Below are 17,028 nucleotides of genomic sequence, written 5' to 3'. Positions count from 1 at the left end.
TAGTTTTGAGAGCACCAGTTCTCAATAGTGTGGTGGCGATAGCCTGAAGGATACACCTGTTCCCATGCCGAACACAGCAGTTAAGCTTCAGCACGCCAAGAGTAGTTGGGGGATCGCCCCCTGCGAGGGTAGGACGTTGCCACGCGATATATCCGGCAAACTTTGTTGTTGGGATAACTCTTGAATTATAAGTTTGTCCTCGACGAGTTTGTCGGGGATTAATTGGAGAGTTGTCCGAGTTGGCCGAAGGAGCACCACTGGAAATGGTGTAAACGAGTAAAAGCTTGTTTCGAGGGTTCGAATCCCTCACTCTCCGTTCAACAACTTTTTGTATGACCCGTTGGTCAAGTGGTTAAGACACCGCCCTTTCACGGCGGTAACATGGGTTCGAATCCCGTACGGGTCATTAATCAAGGTATTGATTATTAATAATAATTACAACATCGTCTTGGAGGATTAGCTCAGTTGGGAGAGCGTCTGCCTTACAAGCAGAGGGTCACAGGTTCGAGCCCTGTATCCTCCATAAAAGATGGTCCGTTGGTCTAGCTGGTTAGGACGCCTGCCTGTCACGCAGGAGATCACGAGTTCGAGTCTCGTACGGACCGTTGTTAATTTTCATTAACATATAATAGACATTACATGGCTCGGTAGCTCAGTTGGTAGAGCAACGGATTGAAGCTCCGTGTGTCGGCGGTTCGATTCCGTCCCGCGCCATATATGGATGGGTAGCGAAGTCTGGCTAAACGCGGCGGACTGTAAATCCGCTCCTTCGGGTTCGGTGGTTCGAATCCACTCCCATCCACCATAGGGATATAGTATAACGGTAGTACATCGGTCTCCAAAACCGCTAGTGCGGGTTCGATTCCTGCTATCCCTGTTTTGGTATAATGGCGGTATTGGTGAAGTTTGGTTAACACACCGGATTGTGGTTCCGGCACGCGTGGGTTCGAGTCCCACATACCGCCCTTGATGATTGGGTTATAGCCAAGTGGTAAGGCAACGGACTTTGACTTCGTCATGCGCTGGTTCGAATCCAGCTAACCCAGTTTGGGGAGCCCATTGCATCATGATTATGGCGGTATAGCCAAGTGGTAAGGCAAAGGTCTGCAAAACCTCTATCGTCGGTTCGAATCCGATTACCGCCTTTCCCCAAATGGGATTGGCTATTTAATTTAACATCATCAGATAATATGCCGGAGTGGCGGAACTGGCAGACGCGCTGGACTCAAAATCCAGTGTCCGTTGAGGACGTGTGGGTTCGAACCCCACCTCCGGTATCACAAAAGAACCAAGCAAATCTTGCTTGGTTCTTTTTTTAGATCTTTTTAATTGTCTATACCAATATTTCATGTTATACTCTGCGTACAATCAAATTGTGTATAAGATAAAAGAACGGTTGGACAATATTAGGAGGTTAACCACGATGCTCTTCGGTGAAACAACGCTGAAACAACTGATTAACTCATATTTGGGTTTATTACAAAATAGTCGGCAATTTCTTAAATCAAGCTGTCAGATCGATATTATACTGCATTTAAGTGATGAAACGCATAAGCATCAAATCGATGTTCGTAATGACCAGCTTAAACAGGCGGAAGAGCTACTAATTAGTGACGGTCTGGCTGCAATTGAAGTGATCTATCGAGGAACACAATTGAAGGCGTACCATGCTTTTGACATTTCGAATCGGCGCTATCGGCCTAAGTATTTTGTGGGCTGGATGGGTAATCAAAAAGTTGATCGGGATTACTTTATTAGTCATCTCGAACCAGAACTGCGACACATGGCTAAACCATACGCAAATAGTGTTATTTTTCCCGGGTTATTTGTTTAAACGAAAAAGGTTAGGTGCAAAACGGACATGTTTTGACCTAACCTTTTATGATTGCTGTTTAAAATCAACTTTTAGCCATTCCAATACGGAACGACAGATGGAACTGGGATTGCCATGTAAAAAGTTTTGATGTTTTATCGGCAAATAGTTCACTTTGCTTAAGGAACTTTCAGGATACGCAGCAACGATATTGGAATCAATTAAATACAGCGTATCATCCTTAACGGCTTTGGATAAACTGAATTCGTGTTCAATTTTTACCGAAAGTTTGATATTTTGTTGTGCAAGCCAAGCTGCTAATTTGACGCAAAACTGCGTGAGCAAACCCGTATCTACGATTCGATTACCTGTCAGCGCGGGTTGGTATTTTCCGGTCCAAATATCCCCGACAATTTTAATTTGAGTCACTAAAAAGCCTCCAAGCATAATGGTTATTGCACTATCATCATATGACAAATTACGGATAATCATAAAAAATGAGGGGAAGCTTTAGAAAGTTTTAATTATCGGCTGCAGACAAAAATAACAGCTTGTAAGACGGCTGCAATCAGTAACCCACGAGATGGGGAAGGGCGCCACATGGTCTGGACGAGAAACCAACCCAAGAAAACGACCAACGACAGCAGAATAACGATTAAGTTCAAATGTAAAAAGAGTAACCAGCCAAGTGTTAGAACGGCTAAACCAGCTGGAAGCAAGATGAAGTTAAACGCTCTTTGCGACAGAAAAAAATAGTTATACAGCAGTAATGGCAGGATAATCGTCGTGAGATAGCTGGTTGATAAATAATCATGAGTCAATAAAAAGTTACCCGCAGCTAAACTTGCAAGCATCAATGCCAACAAAACGATTCCCAGTTCATTGTCAAACCATTTCGGTAGATAACGTATGAGCAGCAGAACCGTGATTACCAAGCCATTAATGACGTTAACCAACGTTGGCAGCTTGGGGGCACTGAAAAGCATGAACGCAATCGTCAGCACTAAAACGATGGGAGCCGTTTTACTCCGTTCCGTGGTGGTTCGAATGACGTACAGGCAAGTGAAAGTTAACACCATTGTGACCGCCAGCAGTGATAGCGGCAATTGCTGCGGCTTGGTATAGGATTGAAATGAGTTGGCATTTGCATAAAGCAGTAAACCGCTCATTTCGATGGCGCCAAAAAATAATCCTTGCAGTAATCGGCGATGATGAACGATAAATGCTTCAATATTTTCTAACATATTCAATAGTTCCTTTTATGTGATATAGAATAGCTTACCATTTTCACAACTTTGGTCAACAGGCAAGAATTTTCAGAGGGTTACAAGTTCACTTTCTAAGCATAAAAAATTGTGTTAAAATGTTAGAGTTATGAGTCTTCATTCCCGATAGGATTCACTAGCTTGACTTAGTGAAGATGCCTTGTAACCGAAAAATAATATTGGGGGAATTTTTACAATGCAAGAAAGACATTTATTTACTTCAGAATCTGTATCTGAAGGACATCCTGATAAAATTGCTGATCAAATTAGTGATGCAATCTTGGATGCAATGCTAGCACAAGATCCAGACGCACGTGTGGCTTGTGAGACGTCAGTGACTACTGGTCTGGTACTGGTATTTGGCGAGATCTCTACTAGCGCATACGTTGACATCCAGCACATCGTTCGTGAAACCATCAAAGGTATCGGTTATACCGATGGCAAGTATGGTTTTGACGGCGATAATTGCGCGGTTTTGGTTGCAATTGATGAACAATCACCAGATATTGCCCAAGGTGTTGATGACGCTCTGGAAAAGAAGGAGGGCGACACTGACCCCCTTGATCAGATCGGTGCTGGTGACCAAGGCTTGATGTTTGGTTACGCGATTGACGAAACACCTGAGCTGATGCCGTTAGCAATTTCGTTGGCCCATCACTTGATGCAGCGGATTGCTAAAGTACGTAAGGAAAACATCTTGGACTACCTTGGTCCAGATGCAAAGTCTGAAGTAACCGTTGAATACGACGATGAGGGCAAGCCTTTCCGGGTTGATACCGTTGTTTTGAGTACTCAGCATGCTGCATCAGCAACGCTTGATCAGATTCGTAAAGACGTGATTGAGAAAGTGATCAAGCCGGTCATCCCTGCAGAACTGCTGGATGAGAACACGCGCTATCTGATCAACCCAACTGGCCGATTCGTGATTGGTGGTCCCCAAGGAGACGCCGGTTTAACGGGCCGGAAAGTAATCGTTGATACGTATGGCGGTTACGCCCATCATGGTGGGGGTGCCTTTTCTGGAAAAGACGCAACTAAGGTTGACCGTTCAGCTAGCTATGCTGCTCGCTATATCGCAAAGAATATTGTAGCAGCTGGCTTAGCCCACCAAGTAGAAGTTCAATTAGCTTATGCAATTGGTGTGGCACAACCCGTTTCAGTTTCTGTTAACACCTTTGGTACCGGCAAAGTTTCTGAACTTGAATTGACCAAGGCAATTCGTCAGATTTTTGATTTACGACCAGCCGGTATTATTCAAATGCTTGATTTGAAGCGGCCTATTTACAAGCAGACCGCTGCTTATGGCCACTTTGGTCGAACCGATATTGACTTACCTTGGGAACATACTGATAAAGTCGATGAATTGAAAAACGTGCTTAAGCAGAATCAATCAGCAAGCAAATAAATTCAATTGAATTTAACCAATAACGACTAACTTTCGGGCTGGTCGTTATTTTTGTGGCGGGGGTTTTAGACTCTCAGACTGCGTTGGGGGTGCGGGCCAGCGCTAAGCGAGGAATAATTATGAGTTCAAGCAAAACCAATGTCCCGTTAGTGACGGGCGCCATCTTTATCGCGACGTTTATGAGTGCGATTGAGGGGACCATTGTCTCCACTGCCATGCCAACCATCGTTGGTGACCTTAGCGGGGTGGCATTGATGAACTGGGTCTTCTCCATCTTTTTACTGACCAACGCCATGGCAACACCAATTTATGGCAAACTCTCCGATATGTTCGGCCGTAAACGGTTATTTTTGTTTGGCCTAGCGATTTTTATTATCGGCTCAACGTTATCTGGGATGTCAAACAGTATGACGGAACTGATTATTTGGCGAGCGGTCCAAGGCATCGGTGCCGGGTCGATCATGCCGATTTCATTTACGATCATTGCTGACATCTACCCCTTTGAAAAACGGGCTAAAGTGATGGGGTTCAACGGGTCAGCCTGGGGGATCGCATCAATCGTTGCACCGCTGTTGGGTGGGTTCATCGTTGACCAAATGTCTTGGCACTGGATCTTCTTTATTAATATTCCGGTTGGGCTGCTAGCCATGGCCGGAATTTGGATCTTTCTAAAGGAAACGCCCCGAAAGAGTACGCAAACCCTTGATGTATTAGGTAGCATTTGGCTTTCCGTAGCCCTATTAGCCCTGATGTTTGGGTTTCAAGTACTGGGTGACGCCAAAATTAACTGGCTGAGTTTGAGTATGAGTCTGCTGATTTCAGTCGTTAGTTTTAGTGGTTTTATTCGTCAAGAAGGACGCGTAGAAAATCCCATCATTCCGCTGCAGCTCTTTAAGATCCGGACGTTTGTTACCCAAAACTTAGTGGCAGCTCTGATTAGCGGCTTTTTGATGGGGTTTGAAGTTTATTTGCCAACTTGGACACAGGGGCTGTTAGGGTTGCCAGCTTCATTGGCGGGGTTCGCGATTACACCCAGTTCGCTGATGTGGATCGTGGGGTCGTTTATTGCTGGCAAACTGCTATTGAACCGTTCGCCCAAACAAATTATCAATTTTAGTTTGACCTTTATTTTGATTGGCGGTCTTGCAATGGCGCTGGCACCTCAAGCAACACCTTTCTGGTGCTTCTTCGTGATTGCTGCCATCTGCGGGACCGGTTTTGGGATTACCATTACCACCACGACAGTTACGGTTCAAAATCAGGTGCCGAAGGAAGATGTGGGGGTGGCGACGTCCTTAAACACCTTGGCCAGAACTTTGGGACAGACATTAATGATCTCCGTTTTCGGAATTATCATGAACGTTAACATGGCTAGCGGCGTTGCTGCTCGTAAGGGGACTAACCTTGGCATGATGAACCGGCTAATTAATCCGCAAACAGCGAAAACGTTAGGCGGTCACCTACTAAAACCACTTCGGCAGATTCTTTATAGTGGTTTACATTGGATCTTTATAGTGGCACTTGGACTGGTGATTTTGAGCTATTTGATTAACCAGTTGGACCGCCGCAACAAGCCTGAAACCTGATATTTTCAGGCAAATGAAGTATACTTGATAGCAGATATAAACAGAAAGTGAGACGATCTACGTGTTCGAAAATAATCGTCCGAGATACGCTAGCTTTGGAATCGTTAATTCCTTACCTGGCGAAATTATTGATCAAGTTTGGTACATTATTGATAATAATTTACAAGGCATGTTCCAACTGGGGCAGATCATCAGTTTTAATTTGATCAATCACAATAATCATTTGACTTTTGATTTCTTACAGCAGGAGGATGTGGTGGCTAGTTTTGATACGCCGTTTCCATATGCTGATAGTTTTCCTGATTCACTGTGGGTTTACGATGATGGCACTAGCCAAATCGTCATGTTACCTAAAGAAGAAATGTAAACAAAAGGGACTTCATCGTGAAGTCCCTTTTGTTTATTATCGCTTTTGAATTGCCAGCAGAAAGGGCGGCTCATGAATTTGGTTGATAAAGCCATACTGCAAGACTTGATAAGTGTGCTGATCTAGGCTTTTAACGGCCTCTAAAACGGCTTCTTTTTCCTGTTCACCACCCGGATGGCCGTAGTAAACAACTAGGGCAACGATTCCGCCGCGGCGTAGGTGAGTCAAACAAGCAGTTAATGCTTTAAGGGTGGTTTCACTGTGAGTAATGACGGTTTTATCGCTGCCAGGCAAGTAACCTAAATTAAAGATCGCAGCGGTAATTTCCTGTTGGGAATCTAGGTACTGCTCAAGGTGTTCATGACCATCATGAATCAGTTGAACCCGATGCGTCATGCCCGTTAATGTTAGCTGAGTGGCCGTTTGATTTAAAGCTTGCTGCTGGACGTCAAAACCCAGTACGTGGCCGCTAGCACCTACTAGACTGGCTAAAAAGATGGTATCGTTGCCGTTACCAACGGTAGCATCGACTACGGTATCACCCTTACCAATAATGGGCTTTAAAAGGGTATGACTATACTTAACGGCTGGTTCAAGATTCATTTCTAACGGTCCTTTCCAAAGTTTATGCTGCTATTATTATACTCGTTTAATCTAGGGGATTCATTAGTCCGGAACGGTTAACTACCCGCCAGAAGGCACTTGCTTATGCACCTTAAATTTGGTACTATGAAATCACTGAACAAAAATTAAAGACTGATGAGGACTAGTAGGTGTGTTGCACCGTTCAGAAAGCGGATGGTTGTTGCGAATCCGTCGGCTGCATACCGAACTCGTCTCTGAGTTTTTCAACTGAACTGAAGTAAGTTGAGACGTGATTTTCGCGTTACGAAATAATGAGTGCCCGTTTAAACGGGAATGTTAGGTGGTACCGCGGAAATTCCGTCCTACAAGAAAGGTTGTTTTCTTGTAGGCTTTTTTAGTATTCAGCTGGTACATATGAGAAAGGGAGCGTATTTGTTTGGCTTACAATCACACGATTATCGAACGAAAATGGCAGCATTATTGGAAAGAACATAAAACTTTTAAAACTTATGATGATGAATCAAAGCCGAAGTTTTATGCGTTGGATATGTTTCCGTATCCATCTGGTCAGGGGCTTCACGTGGGGCATCCTGAAGGCTATACAGCTACTGATATTGTTTCCCGTATGAAACGGATGCAGGGTTACAATGTTTTGCATCCAATGGGCTGGGATGCCTTTGGGTTACCTGCAGAGCAATACGCGCTAAAGACGGGGCATAATCCTAAGGACTTTACGGCGCAGAACATTAAGACCTTCAAGCGTCAAATCAAGTCATTGGGCTTTTCATATGACTGGGACCGCGAAGTGAACACCACTGATCCAGCTTTTTACAAGTGGACGCAGTGGATCTTTGAACAGTTATACAAAAAGGGTCTTGCATACGAAGACAAGATCATGGTCAACTGGGCCCCTGATTTCATGGGCGGTACCGTGGTTGCCAACGAAGAAGTTGTTGATGGTAAGACTGAACGTGGCGGGTACCCTGTATACCGGGTACCGATGACGCAATGGGTATTGCGGATCACTAAGTACGCTGACCGTCTGCTCAAGGATCTGGACGACCTTGACTGGCCTGAAAGTATTAAAGAGCAGCAACGTAACTGGATCGGCCGATCTGAGGGGGCCAGCGTCTTCTTTAAAGTTGCTGGTGATGAAGATAAGCAGATCGAAGTCTACACGACTCGTCCGGACACGCTGTTTGGTGCTTCATACATGGTCTTGGCACCAGAACACGAACTGGTTGATCAAATTACGACGCCAGAACACGCTGATGAAGTGGCTGCTTATAAGGAAGAAATCGAAAGCCGTTCTGATTTGGAACGGACTGATTTAAACAAGAACAAGACCGGTGTGTTCACCGGTGCATACGGCATCAATCCAATCAACGGCGAAAAGCTGCCGATCTGGATCGGTGACTACGTCTTGGCCTCATACGGAACTGGTGCAATCATGGCCGTTCCTGCTCATGATGACCGTGACTATGAATTTGCCCACAAATTTAACTTGCCGATTAAGCCAGTTATTGAAGGCGGCAACATCGAAGAGGCCGCTTATACAGGCGATGGTCAGCATATCAACTCCGGCTTCTTAAACGGTATGGATAAGAAGACGGCCATCAAAGCTGCTACTGACTGGCTGGAAGAGCACAATGCCGGTAAGAAGAAGGTCAATTACCGTTTGCGTGACTGGATCTTCTCTCGCCAACGTTACTGGGGCGAACCAATTCCAGTAATTCACTGGGAAGATGGCGAAACCACACTAGTTCCTGAAGATGAATTGCCATTGCGTCTGCCAGCTACCAAGCAACTGGAACCCTCTGGTACCGGTGAAAGTCCACTGGCTAACGTAGACGATTGGGTCAACGTTGTGGATAAGAATGGCCGTAAGGGGAAGCGTGAGACAAACACTATGCCGCAATGGGCTGGTAGCTCATGGTACTTCCTGCGCTACATCGATCCAAAGAACGATAAGATGGTTGCTGATCCCGAAAAGCTGAAGTACTGGCTGCCCGTTGACCTGTACATCGGTGGTGCGGAACATGCCGTGCTGCATTTGCTGTACGCCCGGTTCTGGCACAAGTTCCTGTACGATCTTGGCGTTGTTCCAACTAAGGAACCGTTCCAGAAACTGGTTAACCAAGGGATGATTCTTGGGATGAATCACGAAAAGATGTCCAAGTCTAAGGGGAACGTTGTTAACCCAGATGACATCGTCAAGAAGTACGGTGCAGATACGCTGCGGGTCTACGAAATGTTCATGGGTCCTCTGGAAGGCTCAAAGCCCTGGAGTACCGAAGGAATCGCCGGTGCTTACCGCTGGCTTGACCGTGTATGGCGGCTGATCATTGATGACAATAACCATTTGCGTGACCGGGTAACGACCATTAATGATGGTAAGCTGGATCTGATTTACAACCAGACCGTTAAAACAGTTACGGAAGACATGAAGGAACTGCGGTTTAACGTGGCGATTTCTCAAATGATGGTCTTTGTAAATGAAGCTTATAAAGCTGACAGTCTGCCATTAGTTTACATGGAAGGCTTAGTGAAGATGCTAGCACCGATCGCACCTCACATTACCGAAGAACTCTGGTCAATCATGGGCCATGATAAGACAATTGCCTACGCCAAGTGGCCAACCTATGACGAATCTAAACTGGTCGTAGATGAACTCGAATTAGCCGTTCAAGTGAATGGTAAAGTTCGTGGTCACATCAAGGTTGCAACCGATGCCGATAATGAAACTGTCCAAAAAGCTGCTTTAGCTGATGATTCAGTGAAAGCCTTCACGGATGGTCACGACATTAAAAAAGTGATCGTTGTGCCAAAAAAGATTGTTAACATCGTTGTTGGAAAATAAATCATTAAATTAAAGGTTCTGGTAACAGTCAAAACTTGACGACTGTTACCAGAACCTTTTTTTGATAGCTTCGGTTTTTACCAGGTATAAAGTTAAAACGGAAGACATAAAACGGTTTAAAAACGAATATTAAATATACAAGTAATGATATAGTTCGATTTTTCGGTTGACAGTTATGACTTCTGTTGTTACTCTATGGGTATAAAAGGCAAAGGAGATTTTGATGATGCAAGTTGCACTTGTAATGGGATCTATTTCCGATTGGCCACAAGTTAAGGCCACGGCCGATCTGCTCAGTGAATTACACATTAGTTATGATAGCCACGTGATATCCGCTCACCGAATGCCACGGGAGCTGCAACACTTTGGAGAAACAGCAAAAGACGAACGTTACCAGGTAATTATTGCTGCAGCTGGTGGAGCGGCTCATTTGCCGGGAATGTTGGCAGCCAATACCACTTTGCCAGTGATTGGCATTCCCATTCAGTCTAAAGCGCTGAACGGAATGGATTCGTTGCTTTCGATTGTACAGATGCCCTCTGGCGTGCCGGTTGCTACCGTAGCTATCGGCAGTGCCGGTGCAAAAAACGCGGCGCTTCTTGCTGCCGAGATTATTGCGTTGCAAGATAGCGATGTAGACGCGCAATTGCAGGCGTTCCGTACTCGCCAGACTAAGGAGGCTACTGAAAGTAATGAACAATTACAGTAGTCCGGTGTTACCGCCAGCCACCATTGGCATTATTGGCGGTGGGCAGCTCGGTCAGATGATGGCTCTGTCAGCTAAAGCTATGGGGTATAAGGTTGGCGTTTTGGACCCCACTGATAAAGCGCCAGCAGGACAAGTTGCCGACTTTCAGATTGTCGCCGCCTATGATGATTTGAAAGCGTTGAAGCAGCTTGCGGAGCAGAGTGACGTCTTAACCTATGAATTTGAAAACGTTGACCAAGACGCGTTGAAGCAAGTTAAAAATCTAACCAGAATTCCTCAGGGAATCGACCTATTAACGATTACCAGTCATCGCTTAAGAGAAAAGACCTTTTGCCGGCAGCATGGCCTGCCAGTTACGCCCTTTGCTTCAGTGAGATCCATGGCTGATTTGGAAGCGGCGATTAAAAAAATCGGTCAGCCGGGAATCCTCAAAACAGTAGAGGGTGGCTATGACGGACACGGGCAATTCGATATTAACGACCAGACGGATTGGCATCTGATTGAAAGTGAAATCGAGCAAACTGAATGGATTTACGAATTGAAACAGAACTTTGTCCGTGAATTGTCAGTAATGGTAACGCGCGATGGTAAGGATCAAGTGATTACTTTTCCGGTGAGTGAGAATCGCCACCAGCACCACATCTTGCACACCAGTATTATTCCCGCGCAAACCAGCGAGAAAGTGAAAGCTAAAGCACAGCAAATTGCCATCGATACCGCTGAAGCACTGCACCTGCGAGGGGTATTAGGCATTGAATTATTCGAATTGCCCTCTGGCGAATTAATGATCAACGAATTAGCACCGCGGCCGCATAATTCCGGTCACTATTCCATTGAAGCCTGCAACGTTTCCCAGTTTGATGCGCATATTAGGAGCATTTGCGGGTTAGCAATTCCACCGATTCGGCAGTTTGAACCAGCCGTCATGGTGAATTTACTGGGCGAAAATCTGCTGACTGCTCGTGCTGATTGGCCAGCTCATCCAGAATGGCATCTCCACGATTACGGTAAAGCAGAAGTTCGAGATCGTCGCAAGATGGGCCATATTACAGTGACTGGACCATCCATAGAAGCATTGTTAGCGTCTGTTAGTCAGTTTAGATAATCAGAAAGGATCTGAAGAGATTGGCAACATTAATTAATGAAGGTAAAGCAAAGCAGTTATTTACGACGGATGATCCAAACGTGATTCAAGTGCACTATATGAATCAGGCGACAGCTCTAAATGGTAAGCGAAAAGAACACATTGATGATAAGGGCGAAGTCAACAACCAAATCGACAGTCTAATTTTTGAATATCTGAACCACCTTGGCATTGCAACCCACTTTATTAAACAGTTGTCAGACAGTGATCAACTGGTTAAAAAGATGAAAATGGTGCCGCTGGAAGTGGTTGTCAGGAACTACGCCTCTGGTAGTTTCCAACGAAAATTCGATACTGAATACCTGCTGAAATTTGAGGAGCCGGTTCAAGAGTTTTACTACAAGAGCGACCGTTTAGATGATCCTTTCATCAACGACTCTCAGATTCACGCTTTAAAGATTGCCACTCCAGAACAGTTAAGCACCATGCGTGAGCAGGTCTTTAAGATCAACCAGGCCCTGATTAAACTATTTGCGGCTTCAGGGATTACATTAGTCGATTTCAAAGTTGAGTTTGGTTTTGATGCGGATGGTAATTTGATTTTAGGCGATGAAATTTCACCAGATTCATGCCGCTTAGTCGATGCTCAAACTCATGAATCACTGGATAAAGACGTCTTTAGAAAACATACCGGTAACGTCATGGATGGTTACCGTACCGTTCTTTCACGCCTGGAAGCAACAGCCAAATAGGAGGACTCATACATGTACTTAGCCCAAGTTCACGTGACCTATAAACCGTCAATTTTGGATCCCCAAGCAGTTGCCATTAAGAACGCCATGCACCGGCTGAATTTCGACCAAGTGACAGCAGTTCGGCAGGGAAAGTATTTTGAAATTACGCTGGATGTACCAACGACCGACGTTGCCGAAGCCCAAATTGAAGCCATCTGTGATCAGCTGCTGGCCAATCCGAATATGGAAACCTATCGATACGAAGTAAAGGAGCTGGCTAATCAATGATGAAATTTGCCGTGGTTAGTTTCCCTGGTTCTAACTGTGATGAAGACCTGTATTACGCAATTACGGATGATTTGCATGAGGCAGCTGAAATCGTGCCGCATACCGCAACTGATTTATCAGACTTTGACGTTGTTTTGATTCCTGGCGGGTTCTCCTACGGCGACTACTTACGCGGTGGGGCGATTGCCAAGTTTGCACCGGTGATGCCTGCAGTTAAAGCCTTTGCACAAACGGGAAAACCAGTACTAGGCATCTGCAATGGCTTTCAGATTCTTACCGAAGCGGGGTTATTACCCGGTACTTTGCAGCACAATCGTCAAATGCAGTTTATCTGTGAACCCGAACCATTAAGGGTTGAAAATAATCAAACGCTGTTTACTTCAGCTTTTCAAGATCAGCAGCAGATTACTTTACCGATTGCCCATGGCGAAGGCAACTATTACTGTGATGACGCAACGCTGGCTCAACTGCGAAAGAACCATCAAATTGTATTTACGTATCAAAATAATCCCAACGGCAGCGTATCAGATATTGCTGGTATTACTAACGAAGCAGGCAACGTTTTGGGCATGATGCCCCACCCGGAAAGAGCCGTTGAGGAGATTCAGGGCGGAACGGATGGTCTCTTAGTATTTAAATCGCTGTTACAAGCTCATTTAAGGACGGTGTAAAGGCATGCAGGAAGTGAAAACTGAACTAACACCAGAAGAAATTCGTGATCAAAAGCCGTATGAAGCCTGGGGACTGTCAGAAAAGGAATACGATTATATTTCCCAAAAGCTGATTGGCCGTTTACCTAATTACACTGAAACCGGTCTGTTTGCCGTGATGTGGAGTGAGCATTGTTCATACAAGGACTCCAAGCCGATTTTACGTAAGTTCTGGAACGATGGTTCTCGTGTAATCCAGGGCCCTGGTGAAGGCGCGGGTGTTTTGGATATCGGTGATGGTCAAGCAGTTGTTTTCAAAGCTGAAAGTCATAATCATCCCAGCTTTGTGGAACCCTTTGAAGGGGCAGCTACCGGTGTCGGTGGAATTATTCGGGACATCTTTTCCATGGGTGCCAAACCCATCGCTTCGCTGGATAGTCTGCGTTTTGGTGAACTTGATAGTCAAAAGAACCGCTATTTGCTGACTGAAATCGTGGCTGGGATTGCAGCTTACGGTAACTGTATTGGAATCCCAACGGTTGGCGGTGAGATTGGTTTTGACGCCGTTTACGACGGTAATCCGTTGGTTAACGTGATGTGTGTTGGTTTAATGGATCAGGCGGATTTGAAGCGTGGCCGGGCAACCGGAACTGGGAACAGCATTATCTACGTTGGCGCTAAGACTGGGCGTGACGGGATCCACGGTGCTACCTTTGCTTCTAACGAATTTAGCGAAGAAAAGGAAGCTGACCGTTCCGCTGTTCAAGTCGGCGATCCGTTTATGGAAAAACTGCTGACGGATGCCTGTCTGGAAATCATTCACGACCACGCTGAAATCCTTATGGGGATTCAGGACATGGGTGCTGCTGGACTGGTTTCATCATCAGCCGAAATGGCTTCAAAAGCCAAAAGTGGCGTCACTATGAACCTTGATTTGGTGCCGCAACGGGAACCCAATATGAGCGCTTACGAAATCATGCTGTCAGAATCTCAGGAACGGATGCTGCTGTGTGTGAAGAAGGGTGAAGAACAAACCGTTTTGGATATTTTCGCCCGTTATGACCTGGATGCAGTGGTGGTTGGCCACGTGACGGATGACCGTCAATACCGGCTCTATCAGCACGGTAAGGTCGTTACTGATGTGCCGGTAACGAGTTTGGTTGATGACGTGGTGGAACGCGAACAGCCTAGTGCTAAACCAGCTCGACTGGAAGATGTTGCGCCTGCTCAAGTGCCAGAAGTTCAAAATCCTGCTGACACGCTGAATAAACTGCTTGCACAGCCGACGATCGCGTCGAAGAAGGCCGTTTTCAAACAGTATGATTCGCAGGTCCAAGCTAATACTGCGGTAACTCCCGGCAGTGACGCCGCAGTCGTGCGGGTCCGGCACACCAAGAAAGCTTTGGCAATGACCACTGACTGTAACGCCCGATATATCTATCTTGATCCGTACGTTGGCGGTCAAATTGCCGTTAGCGAAGCTGCCCGTAACATCGTTGCCAGCGGCGGTGTTCCAATCGGTATTACTGACTGTTTGAACTTTGGTAGTCCCAATGACCCGGAAAGTTATTGGGAATTGGATCAATCCGTTCAAGGAATCGCTTTAGCCTGCGAGCAGTTTGATACGCCTGTCATTTCCGGTAACGTGTCAATGTATAACGAAACCGATGGTCATTCAATTTACCCAACGCCAATGATTGGGATGGTGGGTCTCATTGAGGACACTGACTACATTACGACTCAATCATTTAAAGGCGCCGGTGACGCAGTTTATCTCATTGGTGAAACCGGTGATGACTTTGCCGGCTCAGAAATTCAAAAATTACGGGGGCAGATAACGCCAACTGGTCAATTGAACTTTGATTTAGATGCCGAGGCGGCTAATCAGCAGTTAGTTCAACAAGCAATCCGGCAAAATTTACTTCAGAGTGCTCACGACTTAAGTGAGGGTGGTCTAGGCGTTGCACTTGCCGAGGCTTTGTTCGAGTATGGTTTAGGTTTTGAAGGAAAAACGACCCTAACTAACAGTCAATTGTTTAGTGAAACCCAGTCACGTTTTATTGTCAGCGTTGCCCCCGCTAACCAGACCAAGTTTGAATCGTTAGCAGGCAATCGAGCTGTCTTACTAGGTAAAACTACGGCTCAAGATCAGTTAAGCCTTACCACGACTGATGGTGAGTTGAAAGCGAAGTGCTCGGAATTAGAAGCCACTTTCGGAGGTGCACTGGGATGCCTAATGAAATAAAAGGACTTAATGAGGAATGCGGCCTCTTTGGCATCTGGGGGGCAGATGATGCTGCCCAACTGACGTATGATGGTCTGCACAGCCTTCAGCACCGTGGTCAAGAAGGCGCCGGAATCGTGAGTAATGAAGATGGCCAGTTTCACCGGCAGCGCGGCTTGGGGCTGTTAGCTGAAGTATTTGCGGATCCCCAGAAGATGGTCTCCTTACCTGGGACCGGTGCAATCGGGCACGTCAGGTACGCAACGGCTGGTAATCACGGCATTCAAAACATTCAGCCCATGTATTTTGATGAAGCAAAAGCAGATCAATTTGCGCTGGCACATAATGGTAATTTAACCAATGCCAACCACTTACGGCACGAGTTAAAACAGAAGGGTGTCTCATTTCAAGCGACTTCTGATAGTGAGTTACTAGGCGAACTGATTCAAACCAGCTCAGAAACTGGCTTTATTGATCGGCTGAAGGCGTCGTTAAATCAGTTACGCGGCGGTTTTGCCTACCTGCTGATGACTTCCGATATGATGGTGGCAGCTTTAGATCCCAATGGTTTCCGACCATTGGTGATCGGTAAAATGGCTAACGGTGCCATTATCATTTGCAGCGAAACCTGTGCCTTAGATCAGGTTGGGGCGACTTTCGTTCGTGATGTTGAACCTGGTGAAGTGATCATCGTTACTGATGAAGGGATGACTGTCGATCACTTTACGACGGATACTCATTTATCGATTTGTTCCATGGAATACGTTTACTTCGCACGTCCAGATTCCGTGATTCGCGGTATCAGTGTTCACGAAGCCCGCAAACGGATGGGGGCGGCCATTGCCAAGGAAGCTCCGGTTAAAGCGGACGTGGTCATTGGCGTGCCCAACTCATCGTTATCAGCAGCAATCGGATACGCGCAGGCCAGCGGCATTCATTACGACATGGGCATGATTAAAAATCAGTACGTTGCCCGAACGTTTATTGAACCGACCCAGGCGAAACGGGTCCGCGGCGTCAGTCTCAAGTTATCGGTAGTCAAATCAGTGGTGGCAGGTAAAGACATTGTCCTCGTGGATGATTCCATCGTTCGCGGAACAACTAGCGGCTACATTGTTGGTTTACTTAAACGTGCCGGTGCTAAGTCCGTCCACGTTCGGATTGCTTCACCCGTGCTTAAGTTTCCGTGCTATTATGGTATCGATATTCAGACCACTAAGGAACTGATTGGCGCTAATCATTCAGTACCAGAGATCTGCCAGATGATCGGTGCGGATTCATTGGCTTACCTGAGTGTTGATGGATTAGTTAAATCAATTGGTGCGCTGAATGACCAGCCTAATCATGGGTTATGTACCGCGTATTTTGATGGGAAATACCCAACCCCGCTTTATGATTACCAGGCCGGCTTTGATGCTGAAGTTGCCCGCCTAGGCTTATACGAAGGAGCGAATTAAG

General features: G+C 45.9%; 15 protein-coding genes, 11 tRNA genes, 1 rRNA gene, 1 riboswitch and 1 other annotated feature. Of the genes, 24 read left to right on the top strand and 3 right to left on the bottom strand.

Going from position 1 to position 17,028, the window contains the following annotated elements; translation table 11 throughout:
• Positions 1 to 28: 28 nt before the first annotated feature.
• The 13 genes from rrf (at position 29) to JUE95_RS08925 (ending at position 1,834) form a co-directional block, all read left to right on the top strand.
• Positions 29 to 145, top strand: a 5S ribosomal RNA gene (gene rrf / locus JUE95_RS08985).
• Between the two features lie 79 nt (positions 146 to 224).
• Positions 225 to 316 (top strand) — tRNA-Ser (locus tag JUE95_RS08980).
• Positions 317 to 334: 18 nt separating this feature from the next.
• Positions 335 to 406, top strand: a tRNA-Glu gene (locus JUE95_RS08975).
• A 44-nt stretch (positions 407 to 450) separates the two neighbouring features.
• A tRNA-Val gene (locus JUE95_RS08970) sits at positions 451 to 523 on the top strand.
• 8 nt (positions 524 to 531) lie between these two features.
• Positions 532 to 605 (top strand) — tRNA-Asp (locus JUE95_RS08965).
• A 36-nt stretch (positions 606 to 641) separates the two neighbouring features.
• Positions 642 to 714, top strand: a tRNA-Phe gene (locus JUE95_RS08960).
• A 5-nt stretch (positions 715 to 719) separates the two neighbouring features.
• A tRNA-Tyr gene (locus JUE95_RS08955) sits at positions 720 to 805 on the top strand.
• Position 806: 1 nt separating this feature from the next.
• Positions 807 to 877: transfer RNA gene (locus JUE95_RS08950), tRNA-Trp, on the top strand.
• A 13-nt stretch (positions 878 to 890) separates the two neighbouring features.
• Positions 891 to 965: transfer RNA gene (locus JUE95_RS08945), tRNA-His, on the top strand.
• 9 nt (positions 966 to 974) lie between these two features.
• Positions 975 to 1,046, top strand: a tRNA-Gln gene (locus JUE95_RS08940).
• Positions 1,047 to 1,074: 28 nt separating this feature from the next.
• Positions 1,075 to 1,145 (top strand) — tRNA-Cys (locus JUE95_RS08935).
• A 47-nt stretch (positions 1,146 to 1,192) separates the two neighbouring features.
• Positions 1,193 to 1,277 (top strand) — tRNA-Leu (locus JUE95_RS08930).
• 146 nt (positions 1,278 to 1,423) lie between these two features.
• Positions 1,424 to 1,834: a hypothetical protein gene (locus JUE95_RS08925; protein WP_203650829.1), complete on the top strand. Its 411-nt coding sequence runs from the start codon at positions 1,424 to 1,426 to the stop codon at positions 1,832 to 1,834.
• 45 nt (positions 1,835 to 1,879) lie between these two features.
• Here JUE95_RS08925 and JUE95_RS08920 read toward each other — a convergent pair whose 3' ends face one another.
• A complete protein-coding gene (locus tag JUE95_RS08920) occupies positions 1,880 to 2,242 on the bottom strand; it encodes a hypothetical protein (protein WP_203650828.1) in 363 nt (120 codons plus the stop codon).
• Between the two features lie 95 nt (positions 2,243 to 2,337).
• Positions 2,338 to 3,057, bottom strand: a complete 720-nt coding sequence (locus JUE95_RS08915; protein WP_203650826.1) for a hypothetical protein — start codon at positions 3,055 to 3,057, stop codon at positions 2,338 to 2,340.
• 123 nt (positions 3,058 to 3,180) lie between these two features.
• Positions 3,181 to 3,277: riboswitch (SMK box riboswitch) on the top strand.
• Here JUE95_RS08915 and metK point away from each other — a divergent pair.
• The 3 genes from metK to JUE95_RS08900 all read left to right on the top strand — a co-directional run bounded on the left by metK (position 3,275) and on the right by JUE95_RS08900 (position 6,436).
• Positions 3,275 to 4,483: a methionine adenosyltransferase gene (gene metK, locus JUE95_RS08910; protein WP_203650824.1), complete on the top strand. Its 1,209-nt coding sequence runs from the start codon at positions 3,275 to 3,277 to the stop codon at positions 4,481 to 4,483. Its footprint overlaps the riboswitch before it by 3 nt.
• A gap of 119 nt (positions 4,484 to 4,602) precedes the next feature.
• A complete protein-coding gene (locus tag JUE95_RS08905) occupies positions 4,603 to 6,069 on the top strand; it encodes an MDR family MFS transporter (RefSeq protein ID WP_203650822.1) in 1,467 nt (488 codons plus the stop codon).
• A gap of 61 nt (positions 6,070 to 6,130) precedes the next feature.
• Entirely contained in the window at positions 6,131 to 6,436 is a 306-nt protein-coding gene (locus JUE95_RS08900) for a DUF960 domain-containing protein (RefSeq protein ID WP_203650820.1), read from the top strand.
• A gap of 36 nt (positions 6,437 to 6,472) precedes the next feature.
• On the opposite strand, the gene mnmM is transcribed toward JUE95_RS08900, so the two are convergent.
• Positions 6,473 to 7,039, bottom strand: a complete 567-nt coding sequence (gene mnmM, locus JUE95_RS08895) for a tRNA 5-(aminomethyl)-2-thiouridylate-methyltransferase MnmM (RefSeq protein WP_203650818.1) — start codon at positions 7,037 to 7,039, stop codon at positions 6,473 to 6,475.
• Between the two features lie 146 nt (positions 7,040 to 7,185).
• Positions 7,186 to 7,389 (top strand) — a binding site (T-box leader).
• Positions 7,390 to 7,457: 68 nt separating this feature from the next.
• On the opposite strand from mnmM, the gene leuS reads away from it, so the two are divergent.
• The 8 genes from leuS to purF all read left to right on the top strand — a co-directional run bounded on the left by leuS (position 7,458) and on the right by purF (position 17,027).
• Positions 7,458 to 9,881: a leucine--tRNA ligase gene (gene leuS, locus JUE95_RS08890; protein WP_203650816.1), complete on the top strand. Its 2,424-nt coding sequence runs from the start codon at positions 7,458 to 7,460 to the stop codon at positions 9,879 to 9,881.
• Positions 9,882 to 10,104: 223 nt separating this feature from the next.
• The gene (gene purE / locus JUE95_RS08885; protein WP_203650812.1) at positions 10,105 to 10,590 is read left to right on the top strand and encodes a 5-(carboxyamino)imidazole ribonucleotide mutase; all 486 of its coding nucleotides are present in this window, start codon (positions 10,105 to 10,107) and stop codon (positions 10,588 to 10,590) included.
• Complete coding sequence (purK, locus tag JUE95_RS08880; RefSeq protein WP_203650811.1) at positions 10,574 to 11,695, top strand: 5-(carboxyamino)imidazole ribonucleotide synthase; 1,122 nt, start codon at positions 10,574 to 10,576, stop codon at positions 11,693 to 11,695. Before purE ends, purK begins: the two co-directional genes overlap by 17 nt.
• Before the next feature lie 20 nt (positions 11,696 to 11,715).
• The gene (purC, locus tag JUE95_RS08875; RefSeq protein ID WP_373305681.1) at positions 11,716 to 12,426 is read left to right on the top strand and encodes a phosphoribosylaminoimidazolesuccinocarboxamide synthase; all 711 of its coding nucleotides are present in this window, start codon (positions 11,716 to 11,718) and stop codon (positions 12,424 to 12,426) included.
• A gap of 12 nt (positions 12,427 to 12,438) precedes the next feature.
• Positions 12,439 to 12,696, top strand: coding sequence for a phosphoribosylformylglycinamidine synthase subunit PurS (gene purS, locus JUE95_RS08870; protein WP_203650810.1), 258 nt, complete (start codon positions 12,439 to 12,441; stop codon positions 12,694 to 12,696).
• The gene (purQ, locus tag JUE95_RS08865; protein ID WP_308440903.1) at positions 12,693 to 13,367 is read left to right on the top strand and encodes a phosphoribosylformylglycinamidine synthase subunit PurQ; all 675 of its coding nucleotides are present in this window, start codon (positions 12,693 to 12,695) and stop codon (positions 13,365 to 13,367) included. Before purS ends, purQ begins: the two co-directional genes overlap by 4 nt.
• 13 nt (positions 13,368 to 13,380) lie before the next feature.
• Positions 13,381 to 15,591: a phosphoribosylformylglycinamidine synthase subunit PurL gene (purL, locus tag JUE95_RS08860; protein ID WP_373305682.1), complete on the top strand. Its 2,211-nt coding sequence runs from the start codon at positions 13,381 to 13,383 to the stop codon at positions 15,589 to 15,591.
• Entirely contained in the window at positions 15,576 to 17,027 is a 1,452-nt protein-coding gene (gene purF, locus JUE95_RS08855; protein ID WP_203650807.1) for an amidophosphoribosyltransferase, read from the top strand. The genes purL and purF overlap by 16 nt, the downstream gene beginning before the upstream one ends.
• Position 17,028: the final 1 nt, after the last annotated feature.

Origin of the sequence: Secundilactobacillus yichangensis, assembly GCF_016861565.1 — a bacterium.
Classification (GTDB): domain Bacteria; phylum Bacillota; class Bacilli; order Lactobacillales; family Lactobacillaceae; genus Secundilactobacillus; species Secundilactobacillus yichangensis.
Note: the sequence above shows the minus strand (reverse complement) of the source record. Positions and strands in the feature narration are given on the sequence as shown.

Excerpts from the sequence above, each read along its gene's own strand:
- purK (WP_203650811.1), top strand. The coding sequence starts at position 10,574 with ATGAACAATTACAGTAGTCCGGTGTTACCGCCAGCCACCATTGGCATT.
- purS (WP_203650810.1), top strand. The coding sequence starts at position 12,439 with ATGTACTTAGCCCAAGTTCACGTGACCTATAAACCGTCAATTTTGGAT.
- JUE95_RS08915 (WP_203650826.1), bottom strand. The coding sequence starts at position 3,057 with ATGTTAGAAAATATTGAAGCATTTATCGTTCATCATCGCCGATTACTG.
- mnmM (WP_203650818.1), bottom strand. The coding sequence starts at position 7,039 with ATGAATCTTGAACCAGCCGTTAAGTATAGTCATACCCTTTTAAAGCCC.
- purE (WP_203650812.1), top strand. The coding sequence starts at position 10,105 with ATGATGCAAGTTGCACTTGTAATGGGATCTATTTCCGATTGGCCACAA.
- metK (WP_203650824.1), top strand. The coding sequence starts at position 3,275 with ATGCAAGAAAGACATTTATTTACTTCAGAATCTGTATCTGAAGGACAT.
- purF (WP_203650807.1), top strand. The coding sequence starts at position 15,576 with ATGCCTAATGAAATAAAAGGACTTAATGAGGAATGCGGCCTCTTTGGC.
- JUE95_RS08905 (WP_203650822.1), top strand. The coding sequence starts at position 4,603 with ATGAGTTCAAGCAAAACCAATGTCCCGTTAGTGACGGGCGCCATCTTT.
- JUE95_RS08925 (WP_203650829.1), top strand. The coding sequence starts at position 1,424 with ATGCTCTTCGGTGAAACAACGCTGAAACAACTGATTAACTCATATTTG.
- purQ (WP_308440903.1), top strand. The coding sequence starts at position 12,693 with ATGATGAAATTTGCCGTGGTTAGTTTCCCTGGTTCTAACTGTGATGAA.